A 14,562-nucleotide genomic window follows, 5' to 3' on the forward strand; every position below is an offset into this window, starting at 1 on the left:
AAAAAATTGTGGGAACGATCGCATGGCGGAAGCCGCAATCGAGCTGGTCGGCATCAACAAGAGTTTTGGCGCGGTGCGTGCCAATCGCGACATCAACCTCGAGATCGCTCGTGGGACGATCCACGGCATCGTCGGGGAAAACGGCGCCGGCAAGTCGACGCTGATGTCGATCCTCTACGGCTTCTACCAGGCTGACAGCGGCGAGATCCGCGTCAACGGCAAGCCGGCCTCGATCAAGACATCCAATGATGCCATCGCCACCGGCATCGGCATGGTGCACCAGCATTTCATGCTGGTCGACAATTTCACCGTGCTCGAGAACATCATCCTCGGCGCCGAGAGCGATGCACTGCTCAAATCCTCCATCGCCAAGGCGCGTTCGGAGCTCGAGCGGCTGGAACGCGAATACGGGCTGGAGGTGGATCCCGACGCCATCATCGAGGAGCTGCCTGTCGGACTGCAGCAGCGCGTCGAAATCCTCAAGGCGCTTTATCGTGGCGCCGAGATCCTGATCCTGGACGAACCTACCGGCGTTCTGACGCCGGCCGAGGCCGATCACCTGTTCCGGATCCTCAAGCAGCTCAAGGATCAGGGCAAGACGATCGTGCTGATCACGCACAAGCTGCGCGAGATCATGGCGATCACCGACTCCGTCTCCGTCATGCGCCAGGGAACGATGGTAGCGACGCGCGAAACCAGGAAGACGACCGTCGAGGAACTGGCCGAGCTGATGGTCGGCAGGCGCGTGCTGCTGCGGGTCGAGAAGGGCGAAGCCAAGGCGGGCGAGGTCAAGCTTTCGGTCAAGAACCTGGTCGTCAGGGACCAGCGCGGCGTCACCATGGTCGACGATGTTTCGCTCGACGTGCGTGCCGGGGAGATTGTCGGCATCGCCGGCGTCGCAGGCAACGGTCAATCGGAGCTGCTGGAGGCGATCTCGGGCATCCGCAAGGCGGTTTCGGGCAGCGTGACGCTGGACGGCAAGCCGATCGACCTGACCGGCGCCGCTGACCCCGGCGAACTGCGCCAGCGCGGGCTGGCGCATGTGCCGGAAGACCGGCACCATGTCGGCCTTGTGCTGGCGTTCGAGGAAAACGAGAACTCGATCCTCGGCTACCACAATGACAAGCGGTATCTCAAGGGACCATTTCTCGACGTCGATGCCATCATGGCCGACGCCAAGGACAAGATCGCCAAATACGACATCCGTCCCGCCAATCCGCGGTTGAAGACCGCCAATTTCTCGGGCGGCAACCAGCAGAAGATCGTGCTGGCGCGCGAAATCGAGCAGGACCCTGGCGTATTGATCGTCGGCCAGCCGACACGCGGCGTTGATGTCGGCGCCATCGAGTTCATCCACAAGCGGCTGATCGCCATGCGCGACCAGGGCAAGGCGGTGTTGCTGGTCTCGGTCGAACTCGACGAGATCCGCTCGCTGTCCGACCGGATCCTGGTGATGTTTGCGGGGCGTGTCGTCGGCGAACGTGGGCCCGAGGCCAGCGAAGGCGAACTGGGCCTGCTGATGGCCGGCGTCGAGCAGAAGGAAGCCGCCGAATGAGCACGCCTTATGCCAAGCTGCCGGCCTGGGCCGATTACGGGCTGATCCCGCTGATCAATCTGGCAGTGGCCTTCATCGTCGCGGGCCTCGTCGTGCTGCTGGTCGGCGAAAATCCGTTCCGGGCCGCGGTCATCCTCGTGGAAGGAGCCTTTGGCCGCGGCCAGGGCATTGCCTACACGCTGTTTTACGCGACGAATTTCATCTTCACCGGCCTTGCCGTTGCCGTCGCCATGCATGCCGGGCTGTTCAACATCGGCGGCGAAGGCCAGGCCTATGTCGCCGGCCTCGGCGTGGGCCTGGTCTGCCTGGCACTCGACAGGGTCGTGCCCTGGTACGTCACCTTTCCCTTCGCGATTGCCGGCGCCGCGCTCTTCGGCGCGGCATGGGCGTTTCTTCCCGCCTATCTGCAGGCCAAGCGCGGCTCGCACATCGTCATCACCACCATCATGTTCAACATGATCGCGGCAAGCCTGATGATCTATGTGCTGCGCGACATCCTGAAGCCTGAGGCGATGCAGGAGGTGAAGACGCGCATGCTGGAGGCGGGCGCACAACTGCCGCGGCTGAACTGGATCATCGAGATGTTCGGCACAGCCAAGATCCGTTCCGCGCCCTTCAACGTGTCCTTCCTGCTGGCGCTGGTGATGGCCTATCTGGTCTGGCTGCTGATCTGGCGCACCAAGCTCGGTTACGAGATACGCACGTTCGGTTTCAGCCAGAAAGCGGCGCGTTATGCCGGCATTTCGGAAGTGCGCGTCACCATCATCGCCATGCTGATCTCAGGCGCGCTCGCCGGCATGATGTCGATCAACGCGATCATGGGCGACCAGCACAGCGTTTATGTGGATCTCGCCGGCGGCGCCGGCTTCATCGGCATCGCGGTCGCGCTGATGGGGCGCGCGCACCCGGTCGGCATCATCCTCGCCTCGATCCTGTTCGGCATGCTCTATCAGGGCGGCGCAGAACTCTCCTTCGAGATGCCGGCGATCAGCCGCGACATGATCGTCATCATCCAGGGGCTGGTGATCCTGTTCGCGGGCGCGCTCGAGCACATGTTCCGGCCGTACATCCAGACGCTGTTTGCTTCGATCAGCCCGAAGTCTGTTGGCTTGGCCGCCGTGAAGGGCGAGGGGGCCTGAGATGAGTTTCTTCGACGTCATCATCCAGACGCTGGACTCCACCATCCGCCTGTCGGTGCCGCTGCTCCTGGCCTGCCTTGCAGGTCTCTATTCCGAGCGGTCGGGCATCTTCGACATCGGCCTGGAAGGCAAGATGCTGGCAGCCGCCTTCGCGGGCGCCGCAGCCGCTTCTGTGTTCCATTCGGCCTGGATCGGCCTCGGCGTCGCCATCCTGGTCTCGGTGTCGCTTGCCCTGGTGCACGGCTTTGCTTCGATCACGCATCGCGGCAACCAGATCGTTTCCGGACTTGCCATCAACTTCATCGCCGCCGGCTCCACCATCATTCTCGGCCAGGCCTGGTTCCAGCAAGGTGGTCGTACGCCGGCGCTGGCGCCGAACGAACGGTTCGAGGCGATCACGCTTCCCGGTGCCGATGCGATACGCGATGTGCCGATCATCGGCCCGATCTATGCGGAGCTGATCTCAGGCCACTCGCTGCTGGTCTATGTCGCCTTCCTCGCCGTGCCGTTCACCTGGTGGGTGCTGTTCCGCACACGCTTCGGCCTCAGGCTGCGTGCCGTCGGCGAGAACCCTGCCGCGGTCGATACGGCCGGTATTTCCGTCGCCTGGCTGCGCTACCGTGCCGTGATCTGCACCGGCGTCCTGACGGCAATCGCCGGCGCCTATCTTTCCATGGTGCAGAGCGGCGGTTTCGTGAAGGACATGACGGCAGGCAAGGGTTACATCGCGCTGGCCGCGCTGATCTTCGCCAAGTGGCGGCCGGTCAACGCGATGTTCGCCTGCCTGCTGTTTGGTTTCCTCGACGCGCTGGCGATCCGCCTGCAAGGCGCCCCCCTGCCGATCATCGGCAAGGTGCCGGTGCAGCTCATGCAGGCGCTGCCTTACATCCTCACCGTGATCCTGCTGGCCGGTTTCATCGGCAAGGCGATCCCGCCGCGCGCCGGTGGCGTGCCCTATGTGAAAGAACGCTGATCCATGTCGCATGACCTCTACCTCGCCGCCAAGGCGGCCATGGCCAAGGCCTACGCGCCCTATTCGAAGTTCCCGGTGGGGGCGGCGCTTCGCACGGAGGACGGTCGGGTCTTTGCCGGGGCCAATATCGAGGTGGCCTCCTATCCAGAAGGCTGGTGCGCGGAGACGACTGCGCTCGGGCATTACATCATGGGCGGCGGCGGCAAGATCGTGGAAATCGCCGTCATCGCCGAACGCATGGCGAAGTGCTCGCCCTGCGGCGGCTGCCGCCAGCGGCTGGCCGAATTCACCCGGCCCGACACCAAGCTCTATCTTTGTGACGAGACAGGCGTGGCCGAAACCGTCACCATGGGCGACATGCTGCCTTATGGCTTCAGGGGCGACATCCTCAAATGAAGGACGCAATCGATCGCCTCGTCGAACGGCTGGATGGCCTCGTGCCGAGTGTCGCGCTGGTGCTGGGCTCGGGTCTCGGCGGTCTCGTCGACGAGATCGAGAATGCCGTGCGCATTCCTTACGCGGAATTGCCGGGTTTTCCGAAGAGCGGCGTGACCGGTCATGCCGGTGCGGTGGTCGCGGGGCATTTCGCCGGCAAGCCGGTGCTGATGCTGGCCGGCCGTTCCCACTATTACGAGCACGGCGATGCGGCCGTCATGCGCCCGGTGATCGAGGCGATGGCCGGCATCGGCATAACCAAGCTGATCCTCACCAACGCCGCAGGCTCCGTCGATCCCGACATGCCGCCGGGATCGGTGATGCTGATCAACGACCACATCAATTTCTCGGGTTCCAATCCGCTGTTCGGCGAGCCGACCGACCGCCGCTTTGTCGGCCTGACGGAAGCCTATGACGCCGGCATGCGCGCGGCGATCGAGCGGGCCGCGAAAGCGGCCAATACCAAGCTGCACCAGGGAGTCTACATGTGGTTCTCGGGTCCTTCCTTCGAGACCCCGGCGGAAATCCGCATGGCGCGCATCATGGGTGCCACCGCGGTCGGCATGTCGACCGTGCCGGAGGTGATCCTGGCTCGCTTCTTCGGGCTCAGCGTTGCGGCCTGTTCCGTCATCACCAATCTCGCCGCGGGCATGACCGGCGCCGAACTCTCGCACACCGAGACCAAGGACATGGCGCCGATCGGCGGTGCCAAGCTCGCCAAGGTGCTGAAGAGGGCGTTCCAGGACGGACTGCTGGACGCGGCCTGATGCTGCCTCAGGAAATCATCCGCAGGAAACGTGACGGGCTGAAACTGTCGGCCGAAGAGATCGCGGCTTTCGTTTCCGGCCTGACCTCCGGCACGGTCACGGAAGGGCAGGCGGCTTCCTTCGCCATGGCTGTCTTCTTCAACGGCATGAACCGCGACGAGGCGGTGGCCCTGACCGCGGCCATGCGCGATTCCGGTGATGTACTCGACTGGTCTGACCTGCCCGGTCCCGTGACCGACAAGCACTCCACCGGCGGCGTCGGTGACAACGTCTCGCTGATGCTGGCGCCGATCGTCGCGGCCTGCGGCGCCTATGTGCCGATGATTTCCGGCCGTGGCCTCGGTCATACCGGCGGCACGCTGGACAAAATGGATTCGATCCCCGGCTATGTCAGCCAGCCCGATCTCGGCTTGCTGCGCCGGGCCGTGCTGGAGGCGGGCGCCGCGATCATCGGCCAGACCGGCGACCTGGCTCCGGCCGACAGGCGGCTCTACGCCATCCGCGACGTCACCGCGACGGTGGAATCGGTGCCTTTGATCACGGCCTCGATCCTGTCGAAAAAACTCGCGGCCGGGCTGCAGTCCCTGGTTCTGGATGTGAAGCTCGGCAACGGCGCCTTCATGGAAAAGTCGCGCGACGCCACCGCGCTTGCGACCAGCCTGGTCGAGGTCGCCAACGGCGCCGGGTTGAAGACCAGCGCGCTGGTGACGGGTATGAACGAGCCGCTCGCCTCGGCTGCCGGCAATGCCGTCGAGGTGCAGAATGCGGTTGATTTCCTCACCGGGCGCAGCCGCGACAGGCGCCTGCAGACGGTAACGCTGGCCCTGGCCGCTGAAATGCTGCAATCGGCCGGCCTCGTTGCCTCCAATCAGGACGGGCTGCAGCGCGCCATGGAGGCACTGACCAGCGGTCGAGCCGCGGCGGTATTCGGCCGCATGGTTTCGGTGCTGGGTGGCCCGGCGGACTTTGTCGAGAAGGCCGCGAAATACCTTCCGCAAGCGCCCGTGCGGCTTGAGGTGAAAGCGGATCGCAGGGGATTTGTCACCGGGATCGCGACGCGCGCGATCGGGCTTGCCGTCGTGACCCTTGGCGGCGGTCGGACGCGGCCGGAAGACAAGGTCGACCATGCGGTCGGGCTGACCCACCTTTTGCCGGTTGGCGCGGAAGTGCGTCCGGGTGAAGCCATCGCGCTCGTCCATGCGCGCTCGCCGGGGGATGCCGAGCAGGCGGCGGCTGCCGTTTCGGCTGCCTATTCGGTTGGTCCGGCCAAACCAGCCACCGAGAAGGCGATCCTGCGTCGCGTTGGTCCACGCGGCTAGACTGTCGGCGGTATCACTGCACCATCAGCAGTTCGCCATCCTCGACCGCGTATTTGCCGAGGCGGCTCAGGAAGCTCATGCCGATCAGGTTGGTGCTGAGTGCCCTGTCGTCGATGACGACGGCGTCTATGTTGTCCAGCGCGATCTTGCCGACCTGGAGACTCGCAAGCCGCACCACTGCTACCTTGACCGGGCCATTCGCCGTCGAGACCTGCTGGGTGAAATCGGACGGGCTGATCGAAAGCCCGACACGCCGCGCCGTCGAGGTGTTCAGCGCCACCAGCGTCGCACCCGTATCGATGAGGGCGTCAACCTGCCTGCCGTTGATCTTGAAGGGTGAGCGGAAATGACCGGTCGCATCGGCCTTGATCAGCACCTTGCGGCCGAGCGGTTGCTGAGCGGCCTGTCCGGCCGTGCCTGAACTGCCCGGCAGGTTCACTGCCGTGGCAGATACGTCGCCGCCCCTGCCGAGGAGGGTGTTGAGCAGATCGGGGTTCGATTGGAAAATGGAAGGGATTGCCGCCGTGCCGCCGGCAAAAACGCCCAGAATGACCAGTTTACGCAGCATCGGAACCCCCCACTCGGGGTGATCCTAGGCAGCCTTGGTATCCGGCACTTTAATTTCGGGCCTTATTGGCCCTGAAACCACGCGAATGCGTAAACAAAAGGTTAAAAGCCTATTTCGTGCCGAACATGCGATCGCCGGCATCACCCAGGCCAGGCAATATATAGCCCTTCTCGTTGAGCGCGCGGTCGATGGAGGCGGTGTAGACCGGCACGTCCGGATGAGCTGCGGTGAAACGTTCGATGCCTTCAGGAGCGGCGAGCAGGCACAGGAAAAGGATGTTGGTCGCACCGCGTTCCTTCAGCTTGTCGATCGCCGCGATTGCCGAATTGGCGGTGGCCAGCATCGGGTCCACCACGATGATCAGACGGTCGGCAAGATCGCTCGGTGCCTTGAAGAAATATTCCACTGCTTCCAGCGTGTCGTGATCGCGGTAGAGGCCGATATGGGCGACGCGGGCGGCAGGTACGAGGTCGAGCAGGCCTTCCAGCAAACCGTTGCCGGCGCGCAGCACGGAGGCGAAGACCAGCTTCTTGCCTTCGAGCGTGGGGGCTTCCATCGTCTCCATCGGCGTCTCGATGGTGGTCTTGGTGAGTTCCAGGTTGCGTGTCACCTCGTAGCCGAGCAGCAGCGAGATCTCGCGCAGCAGCCGCCGGAACGACGCCGTCGACGTCTCCTTGTTGCGCATGATGGTCAGCTTGTGCTGGACAAGCGGATGGTCGACGACGGTTACGCCCTTCATGAACAACTCCGGCACAGGACAAGCTTCCCAATGAATAGTGAACGTCGTCGGCCTTGTGGAGTCATCTGACGAACATTTGCCGGGGATAGTTCCCCGGAACTCGGGTCATTGACGACTGATGGCCGATTTTCGTGCAGCTAGCCCTGCTTTCTGAAGATCGCCCAGATGTTGCAGTCCGCATGATGTTCTTCAGGGTGCAGTCGTTTCAAGTCGTGCTGAATTTGGGTTGCGCGCTCGAAATCCAGGATAAGTCCCTGGCTTGAGAGTTCGTCATTCCGAAAAACGTCCGGGAAACCGCCGCAGTTGGTCAAGGCACTGATGTCGTGATCCTGATCGAGCAATTCATAGCCGCAGAATGTGAAACCGTCCCACGCAAAGCTGCTCACATCTTCCGTCGGTGCTTTAATGGTGCCAATGATATTCAGATTTCGAACGTCATCTATTTGGGTGAGCATGAAGTCCGGATCGGTGAAAAAATGTAACATAAAGTCTTCGTTTACGATTTTTTCCCAATAAATGTCCTTTACTTCCGCAAGTACAATTTCATTCAGCATTCCATCCAGGCCGACGACTTCCGTGAGTTGAGGCAAGCCTGACCATTCTATGTAGTTATGCCATACGGCACCGTTCGACGGATCAAATTTCTCCATCGCGGTATAGAGTTTCTGAAATTGTTCCATGGCATTCATGGTCTCTATGCGGCCTCTACGATTTCCCGAGTCGTGCCAGGAGACCAGCCTTGGTTTTCTTGTCGACGAAAGCCGCCTCGATCGCCGCGCGCGTCACAGCCGTCAGCGCCTTGTCGTTCAGGCCGAAATGTTCGGCTGCGATATCGTATTCGCGTTTCAGCGACGTCCAGAAATAAGGCGGATCGTCGGAATTCAGCGTCACCTTGCAGCCGGCCGCCTTCAGCGCCGGGAAGGGATGGTCGGCAAAGCTCTCGAACACCTTGAGTGCGATGTTGGATCCGGGGCAGCATTCCAGCACCACGCCTTCATCGGCGATGCGGCGCACGAGGTCCGGGTTCTCGATCGCGCGGACGCCGTGGCCGATGCGGGCGGGGCGGATGTGGTCGAGTGCGGCCTGCACGCTTTCCCAGCCCATCAGCTCGCCGGCATGGATGGTGATGCCGAGACCGGCTTCGCGCGCGATCTCGAAGGCACGGACATAATCCTCGAAATCACCCATGCGCTCGTCGCCGGCAACGCCGAAGCCGGTGACCAGCGGATGTCCGCATCGGGCGGCGAAGCGGGCGGCCTTCTCGATCGACTCGACGCCGACATGCCGCACGCCGGTGACGATCATGCGCCCTTCGATGCCGGTCTTGGCCCTGGCGCGCGTCATGCCTTCACCGAGCGCGTCGGTATAGGCCTTGGGCGACAGGCCGGCGCGTACGGCATGGTCCGGGGAGGTGAAGACTTCCGAATAGATGGCGCCGTCGCGCGCCAGGCTGGTCAGATAGTGCTCGGCCAGCAGCGCATAGTCCTCTTCGGTGCGGAAAAGGTCGGCGGAAAAGTCGTAGGCGGCGAGAAAGGAGGTGAAATCGTGCCAGACGAAGGAACCGTCACGGATGAAGGGAGATGGGTCCTTGCCGTATTTCCGTGCCTGCCGCACAACGAGCTCCGGGGCTGCCGCGCCTTCGATGTGGCAGTGCAATTCGGCTTTCAAGACCATGAGGCATTCCTGTGAACGGGGCCGTCCGGCGCGGCCGAACACCGCGCCTTTGACAATAGCGTCGCCTACTGCGATCGGCTATGGTCCGGCCGATTTTATGGCGGATGAAAAAGATGTCTGTTGAGAGAACCACCGCGACCGGAGGCATGGAGACCTCCTACGGCTTCCGGCAGGTCGGAAGCGGCGAGAAGCAGCCGCTGGTCAACGAAGTGTTCCACAAGGTCGCCAAACGCTACGACCTGATGAACGACCTGATGTCGGCCGGCATGCACCGCCTGTGGAAGGATGCCATGGTTGCCTGGCTCAACCCGCCGAAGCGATCGGACTGGAGGGTGCTGGACGTGGCCGGCGGCACCGGCGACATCGCTTTTCGAATCATCGATGCCAGCCACGGCCAGGCCCAGGCGACCGTACTCGACATCAACGGTTCGATGCTGGGCGTCGGCCGCGAGCGCGCGGAAAAGCGCGGATTGGCCGCGAACATCGATTTCGTCGAGGCCAATGCCGAGGACCTGCCTTTCGCCGACAATTCCTTCGACGCCTACACGATCGCCTTCGGCATCCGCAATGTGCCGCGCATCGAAGTGGCCTTGAGCGAAGCCTTCCGGGTGCTCAAGCCCGGCGGACGCTTCCTGTGCCTTGAATTCTCCGAAGTGGAGATGCCGCTGCTCGACAAGGTCTATGAAGCCTGGTCGTTCAACGCCATTCCGAAGATCGGCAAGGCGGTGACCGGCGATGGCGAACCCTATGCCTATCTGGTCGAATCCATCGCCAAGTTTCCGAACCAGCAGAATTTCGCGGCGATGATCGGCAAGGCGGGCTTCGGGCGTGTCAGCTTCCGCAACTATACTGGTGGAATCGCCGCCGCCCATTCGGGCTGGAAGCTTTGAAGCGGGTGCGTTCATGAGTTCCGTCGGAGCGGCGTTCCGGCTCGTTCGGGCCGGCTGGGTGCTGGTGCGCGAGGGTGTCGTCGCGGCAATCCCTGGCGACCAGCTGACCGGAATGCCGAAGTTCGGCTGGCGGATGGCCAGGCTGTTCACGCGCCGTCGCGCCTTGCGCGAAGGCCGAAGCGATCGCATGGCGCATGCCGTGGCGCGGCTGGGCCCGTCCTACGTCAAGCTCGGCCAGTTCCTGGCGACGCGGCCGGACGTGGTCGGCAACGACATCGCGCTCGATCTCGCCCTGCTGCAGGACAAGATGGGCACGTTCCCTCAATCGCAGGCCGTGGCGGCGATCGAGTCCTCGCTCGGCCGGCCGGTATCCGACCTGTATGTCCGCCTGGAGGAGCCGGTTGCCGCGGCCTCGATTGCGCAGGTGCACGAGGCCGAAGTGCTGCGCGATGGCATTCCGACCAAGGTTGCGGTCAAGGTGATCCGGCCGGGCGTGCGCAAGCGCTTCCATCACGATCTCGAAAGCTATTTCCTGGCCGCGCGCCTGCAGGAAAAATACATCCCGTCGTCGCGGCGCCTGCGTCCGGTCGAAGTCACCGAAACGCTTGCCCAGACCACCAAGATCGAAATGGACCTGCGGCTCGAAGGGGCGGCCCTTTCGGAACTTGGCGAAAACACCAAGGCCGATCCCGGCTTCCGCGTGCCGGCCGTCGACTGGGAGCGTACCGGCCGCGACGTGCTCACAATGGAGTGGGTCGACGGCATCAAGATGAACGATATCGCCGGTCTCGCCGAGGCCGGCCACGATCTCAAGGCGATCGCCGCCAACCTGATCCAGTCCTTCCTGCGCCACACGCTGCGCGACGGCTTCTTCCATGCCGACATGCATCCGGGCAATCTGTTCGTGGAAGCCGACGGCACCATCGTCGCGGTCGATCTCGGCATTGCAGGCCGTCTCGGCAAGAAGGAGCGGCGCTTCCTGGCCGAGATCCTGTACGGCTTCATCACCCGCAACTACCTGCGCGTGGCGGAGGTGCATTTCGAGGCCGGCTACGTGCCGCACAAACATGATGTCGCCGCCTTCGCCCAGGCGATCCGTGCCATAGGCGAGCCCATCCATGGCCAGCCGGCGGAGACCATTTCGATGGCCAAGCTGCTGACGCTGCTGTTCGAGGTGACGGAACTGTTCGACATGCAGACGCGGCCGGAACTGGTTTTGCTGCAGAAGACGATGGTGGTGGTGGAAGGCGTCGCCCGCACGCTCGATCCGGCGTTCAACATGTGGAAGACGGCCGAGCCGGTGGTGGGCGACTGGATCCGCTCCAATCTCGGTCCGCGCGGCATGCTGGACGATGCGCGCGAGGGCGTCGGCGCGCTGGTTTCGCTGGCCCGGCAGGCGCCGGATCTTGCGGCGCGCGCGGAACGGCTGTCGCGCGAGATCGACCTGATGGCCGAACACGGCCTGCGCTTCGATGAAGCCACCGCAAGGGCGATCGGCAAGGCCGAGGCGCGTCACACGCGCTCCGGGCGCGTGGCGCTGTGGGTGATCGCGCTGACCTTGATCTTCATTGCCTGGAAGCTAATCTGACAGCACTGCTGTTGAGAGCAAAGCATGACCCTTTCCGGAAAGCGTATCCTTCTTGTCATCGGCGGCGGTATCGCAGCCTACAAGTCGCTTGATCTGATCCGCCGCCTGCGCGAGCGCGGCGCTGCCGTGCGTTGCGTGATGACCTCGGCAGCGCAGGAATTCGTCACCCAGCTTTCCGTCGGTGCGCTTTCGGCGGATCATGTCTTCACCGATCTGTTCGACCGGCAGGACGAGCACGATGTCGGCCACATCAGGCTTTCGCGTGAGGCCGATTTGATCGTCGTGGCGCCGGCCACGGCCGATCTGATGGCCAAGCTCGCCAACGGCCACGCCAACGACCTTGCTTCGACGGTGCTGCTTGCCACCGACAAGCAGGTGCTGATGGCGCCGGCGATGAACCCCAGGATGTGGGCGCATCCGGCGACGCGGCGCAATCATGCCACGCTTATCAAGGACGGCGTGGCCTTTGTCGGCCCGGCCAGGGGCGAGATGGCCGAAAGCGGTGAAGCCGGTGAGGGCCGCATGGCCGAGCCGCTGGAGATCGTCGCGGCGATCGAGGCACGGTTCGACGATCTGCCGAAACCGCTGGCAGGCAGGAAGATCATCATAACGTCCGGTCCGACGCATGAGCCGATCGATCCCGTGCGCTACATCGCCAACCGCTCGTCGGGCAAACAAGGTCATGCGCTGGCCGGCGCGCTCGCAAAGCTCGGGGCCGATGTCCATCTGGTCTCCGGTCCGGTGACGGTCGCCGATCCGGCCGGTGTGGCGACGATACATGTGGAGACGGCGCGTCAGATGCAGGCCGCCGTCGAACAGCTGCTGCCGGCTGACGCGGCGGTGTTCGTGGCGGCTGTTGCCGATTGGCGGACGGCGAATTCCGCCGGCGAGAAGATCAAGAAAGTGGCGGGCGAGGGACCACCCGCGCTGCAGATGGTGGAGAATCCCGATATCCTGGCCGGTGTCGGGCACCATGCGAAGCGGCCCCGGCTGGTGGTCGGCTTTGCCGCCGAGACCCAGGATATCCAGAAGAACGCCGAGGCCAAGCTGAGCAGGAAAGGCGCCGACTTCATTGTCGCCAACGATGTCTCGCACGACAGCGGTGTCGGCCCTGCCGGTGTGATGGGCGGTGACCGCAACCGCGTCCGTATCGTTTCCAGGAGCGGCGTCGAGGAATGGCCCGAACTCACCAAGGCGGAGGTCGCCTCGCGTCTGGCGGAGCTGATCGCAGAACGCCTCAAGGCAGTCTGACCGGTCTCAGGCTTCCTGTGGCTGTCGCGGCCGTCCCGGTACCGAGAAGAGTTTGTATGCCGCGATGGCGCCGAGCAGGCCGAGCGGCACGAAGGCCAGGAACAGCCAGATCCCCGCATTTGCTGCCGCTGCCCGGTTGAGACCTTCCGAAAAGCCGCTGGCGTTGGCGACAATGCCGGCGCTTGCGGCACCCACCGCATAGCCGATGCGCTGCATGGTCGGCACTGCCGACGATGCGATGGTCTGTTCGCTGGCGGGCGCGGAAGCGACGATCATTCGCGTCACGAAAGGCCAGGCGATGCCGAAGCCGCCGCCTTGCAGCAACGCGCAGAACAGGATGAGCGGGATCGAGCCGTGCGGGACCGCATAGGCGAAGCCGGCAATGCCGGCAGCGATCATCGATGCGCCGCAGACGATGATGGTCCGCTCGCGCTCAGGTGGTGCGTTGGCGACGAGGATCGACAGGATCGACCAGGCGATTGATTCCGCGGCGATGATGTAGCCCGTGGTCAACATCGGGATGCCGTGCAGATTGGTCAGGATCAATGGTCCGTAGACCGTGAAGGAGCAGGTGGCCACCGAGAACGCGGCGATCATCGTCATGCCGCTGCCGACCGGCGTGCGCCATGAGAACAGGTTTGCCGGAAACAGCCTGGATTGCGGCTTCAGCGCATCGATCCGGAAAAACAAGGCCAGCCCGCCAAGTCCCAGGCCGAGCAGCAGGCTGGAGCGCAGCAGCGCGACGTCGATCCCGGCCGAGGCGATCAGGATCACGCTGACCGCCAGGCAGGCCAGCGGCAAGGCAGGAAAGGGCGGCAGCGCTGTGTCGCCGCTTTGCGTGCGCCGTGCTTCCGGTGTGTTCAGCACAACCAGGCTCGCCGTGGCCATCACCACGCCACCAATGACAAAAACACCAAAGGCCCAGCGCCAGGAAAGCAATTCGGCCATCAATGCCCCGATCATCGGGCCGCTGAAGGCCGCGACGCCCCAGATCGCCGACATCAGACCGAACAGTTGCGGCCAGATCGCGCGCGGAAACAACCGCTCGACCGAGACAAAGGCAAGCGAAACCAGTGCACCGCCGCCGAGGCCTTCGATGAGGCGGCCGGCGAGGAAGGCCTGCATGGATGGCGCGGTCGCACAGATCAGCGCGCCAGTCGAATAGAACAGGGCGGCGACCATGACATTGCTGCGCAGCGCGACATAGCTGACCATGCGGCCCGCTGCTGCGCCTGCAACGATGGCGCCGAGCTCGTAGATCGCCAGCGACCAGCCGACCAGTTGCACGCCGGACAGATCGCCCACCATCGCAGGCATGATGGTCGCCACCATCGTCTCGTTGGTGGCGTGCAGCAGGATGCCCAGCGAAATGAAGCAGAAGCGCGCGAGGTCTCCGCTGGCCCACAATGCACGCCAATCCACCCGGTTCGCCTTGTCCTGTGCCATGCGCTTTCGTCCGAAATCGCCAGCTACGGCCGGCGTTTTAATTTTCCAAGTAGTTACTTGTAAAACCTCAAGCGCGGTTGAATGCAAGCGTTATTTTTGCAGTTCGCCAGCGGAGTCCCGACCGCACCCTGCCTGTTGCCGAGATCTGTCTTTCGTTCATCACATCGCCACGAATAGTCTGCAGCGTCGCCGAATCTGATGAAACGAGGTCCTCGATG

Annotated in this window: 14 protein-coding genes; 9 read left to right on the forward strand and 5 right to left on the reverse strand. The window is 63.6% G+C overall.

The window, feature by feature from the left end; genetic code table 11:
- Positions 1 to 22 precede the first annotated feature (22 nt).
- The 6 genes from ACFWYE_RS21710 to deoA are packed head-to-tail and all read left to right on the forward strand — an operon-like array spanning position 23 to position 6,188.
- Complete coding sequence (locus ACFWYE_RS21710; protein ID WP_379066730.1) at positions 23 to 1,555, forward strand: ABC transporter ATP-binding protein; 1,533 nt, start codon at positions 23 to 25, stop codon at positions 1,553 to 1,555.
- A complete protein-coding gene (locus tag ACFWYE_RS21715) occupies positions 1,552 to 2,694 on the forward strand; it encodes an ABC transporter permease (RefSeq protein WP_379066732.1) in 1,143 nt (380 codons plus the stop codon). Before ACFWYE_RS21710 ends, ACFWYE_RS21715 begins: the two co-directional genes overlap by 4 nt.
- 1 nt (position 2,695) lies before the next feature.
- Positions 2,696 to 3,667 (forward strand): ABC transporter permease, encoded by a 972-nt coding sequence (locus ACFWYE_RS21720; RefSeq protein WP_379066734.1) that lies wholly within the window; start codon positions 2,696 to 2,698, stop codon positions 3,665 to 3,667.
- Positions 3,668 to 3,670: 3 nt separating this feature from the next.
- On the forward strand, positions 3,671 to 4,063 hold the full coding sequence (gene cdd / locus ACFWYE_RS21725) for a cytidine deaminase (RefSeq protein ID WP_129413386.1): 393 nt from the start codon (positions 3,671 to 3,673) through the stop codon (positions 4,061 to 4,063).
- Positions 4,060 to 4,869: a purine-nucleoside phosphorylase gene (locus ACFWYE_RS21730; RefSeq protein WP_379114190.1), complete on the forward strand. Its 810-nt coding sequence runs from the start codon at positions 4,060 to 4,062 to the stop codon at positions 4,867 to 4,869. The genes cdd and ACFWYE_RS21730 overlap by 4 nt, the downstream gene beginning before the upstream one ends.
- Positions 4,869 to 6,188, forward strand: a complete 1,320-nt coding sequence (gene deoA / locus ACFWYE_RS21735) for a thymidine phosphorylase (RefSeq protein ID WP_379114192.1) — start codon at positions 4,869 to 4,871, stop codon at positions 6,186 to 6,188. Before ACFWYE_RS21730 ends, deoA begins: the two co-directional genes overlap by 1 nt.
- 13 nt (positions 6,189 to 6,201) lie before the next feature.
- Here deoA and ACFWYE_RS21740 read toward each other — a convergent pair whose 3' ends face one another.
- The 4 genes from ACFWYE_RS21740 to ACFWYE_RS21755 form a co-directional block, all read right to left on the reverse strand.
- Positions 6,202 to 6,756, reverse strand: coding sequence for a TIGR02281 family clan AA aspartic protease (locus tag ACFWYE_RS21740; protein WP_379114194.1), 555 nt, complete (start codon positions 6,754 to 6,756; stop codon positions 6,202 to 6,204).
- Positions 6,757 to 6,865: 109 nt separating this feature from the next.
- Positions 6,866 to 7,495: a uracil phosphoribosyltransferase gene (upp, locus tag ACFWYE_RS21745; protein ID WP_379066742.1), complete on the reverse strand. Its 630-nt coding sequence runs from the start codon at positions 7,493 to 7,495 to the stop codon at positions 6,866 to 6,868.
- Positions 7,496 to 7,632: 137 nt separating this feature from the next.
- Positions 7,633 to 8,184 (reverse strand): hypothetical protein, encoded by a 552-nt coding sequence (locus tag ACFWYE_RS21750; protein ID WP_379114196.1) that lies wholly within the window; start codon positions 8,182 to 8,184, stop codon positions 7,633 to 7,635.
- Between the two features lie 16 nt (positions 8,185 to 8,200).
- Positions 8,201 to 9,169, reverse strand: coding sequence for an adenosine deaminase (locus tag ACFWYE_RS21755; protein WP_379114198.1), 969 nt, complete (start codon positions 9,167 to 9,169; stop codon positions 8,201 to 8,203).
- A 113-nt stretch (positions 9,170 to 9,282) separates the two neighbouring features.
- Here ACFWYE_RS21755 and ubiE point away from each other — a divergent pair, with 113 nt between their 5' ends.
- Genes ubiE through coaBC form a run of 3 tightly spaced genes read left to right on the forward strand, consistent with a single transcriptional unit; the run spans position 9,283 to position 12,898 of the window.
- Positions 9,283 to 10,059: a bifunctional demethylmenaquinone methyltransferase/2-methoxy-6-polyprenyl-1,4-benzoquinol methylase UbiE gene (gene ubiE / locus ACFWYE_RS21760; RefSeq protein WP_379114200.1), complete on the forward strand. Its 777-nt coding sequence runs from the start codon at positions 9,283 to 9,285 to the stop codon at positions 10,057 to 10,059.
- Positions 10,060 to 10,072: 13 nt separating this feature from the next.
- On the forward strand, positions 10,073 to 11,647 hold the full coding sequence (gene ubiB, locus ACFWYE_RS21765; protein ID WP_379114202.1) for a 2-polyprenylphenol 6-hydroxylase: 1,575 nt from the start codon (positions 10,073 to 10,075) through the stop codon (positions 11,645 to 11,647).
- Positions 11,648 to 11,671: 24 nt separating this feature from the next.
- Positions 11,672 to 12,898: a bifunctional phosphopantothenoylcysteine decarboxylase/phosphopantothenate--cysteine ligase CoaBC gene (coaBC, locus tag ACFWYE_RS21770; protein WP_379114204.1), complete on the forward strand. Its 1,227-nt coding sequence runs from the start codon at positions 11,672 to 11,674 to the stop codon at positions 12,896 to 12,898.
- Between the two features lie 6 nt (positions 12,899 to 12,904).
- On the opposite strand, the gene ACFWYE_RS21775 is transcribed toward coaBC, so the two are convergent.
- On the reverse strand, positions 12,905 to 14,344 hold the full coding sequence (locus tag ACFWYE_RS21775; protein ID WP_379114206.1) for an MFS transporter: 1,440 nt from the start codon (positions 14,342 to 14,344) through the stop codon (positions 12,905 to 12,907).
- Positions 14,345 to 14,562: the final 218 nt, after the last annotated feature.

Origin of the sequence: Mesorhizobium sp. NPDC059025 (assembly GCF_042739655.1) — a bacterium.
In the GTDB taxonomy this organism is placed as follows: Bacteria; Pseudomonadota; Alphaproteobacteria; order Rhizobiales; family Rhizobiaceae; genus Mesorhizobium.

Bases quoted from the DNA above. Each gene is read 5' to 3' on its own strand.
- ACFWYE_RS21740 (WP_379114194.1), bottom strand. From the start codon at position 6,756: ATGCTGCGTAAACTGGTCATTCTGGGCGTTTTTGCCGGCGGCACGGCG.
- ACFWYE_RS21775 (WP_379114206.1), bottom strand. From the start codon at position 14,344: ATGGCACAGGACAAGGCGAACCGGGTGGATTGGCGTGCATTGTGGGCC.
- ubiB (WP_379114202.1), top strand. From the start codon at position 10,073: ATGAGTTCCGTCGGAGCGGCGTTCCGGCTCGTTCGGGCCGGCTGGGTG.
- deoA (WP_379114192.1), top strand. From the start codon at position 4,869: ATGCTGCCTCAGGAAATCATCCGCAGGAAACGTGACGGGCTGAAACTG.
- ubiE (WP_379114200.1), top strand. From the start codon at position 9,283: ATGTCTGTTGAGAGAACCACCGCGACCGGAGGCATGGAGACCTCCTAC.
- ACFWYE_RS21755 (WP_379114198.1), bottom strand. From the start codon at position 9,169: ATGGTCTTGAAAGCCGAATTGCACTGCCACATCGAAGGCGCGGCAGCC.
- coaBC (WP_379114204.1), top strand. From the start codon at position 11,672: ATGACCCTTTCCGGAAAGCGTATCCTTCTTGTCATCGGCGGCGGTATC.
- upp (WP_379066742.1), bottom strand. From the start codon at position 7,495: ATGAAGGGCGTAACCGTCGTCGACCATCCGCTTGTCCAGCACAAGCTG.
- ACFWYE_RS21730 (WP_379114190.1), top strand. From the start codon at position 4,060: ATGAAGGACGCAATCGATCGCCTCGTCGAACGGCTGGATGGCCTCGTG.
- ACFWYE_RS21720 (WP_379066734.1), top strand. From the start codon at position 2,696: ATGAGTTTCTTCGACGTCATCATCCAGACGCTGGACTCCACCATCCGC.
- ACFWYE_RS21750 (WP_379114196.1), bottom strand. From the start codon at position 8,184: ATGAATGCCATGGAACAATTTCAGAAACTCTATACCGCGATGGAGAAA.
- ACFWYE_RS21710 (WP_379066730.1), top strand. From the start codon at position 23: ATGGCGGAAGCCGCAATCGAGCTGGTCGGCATCAACAAGAGTTTTGGC.
- cdd (WP_129413386.1), top strand. From the start codon at position 3,671: ATGTCGCATGACCTCTACCTCGCCGCCAAGGCGGCCATGGCCAAGGCC.
- ACFWYE_RS21715 (WP_379066732.1), top strand. From the start codon at position 1,552: ATGAGCACGCCTTATGCCAAGCTGCCGGCCTGGGCCGATTACGGGCTG.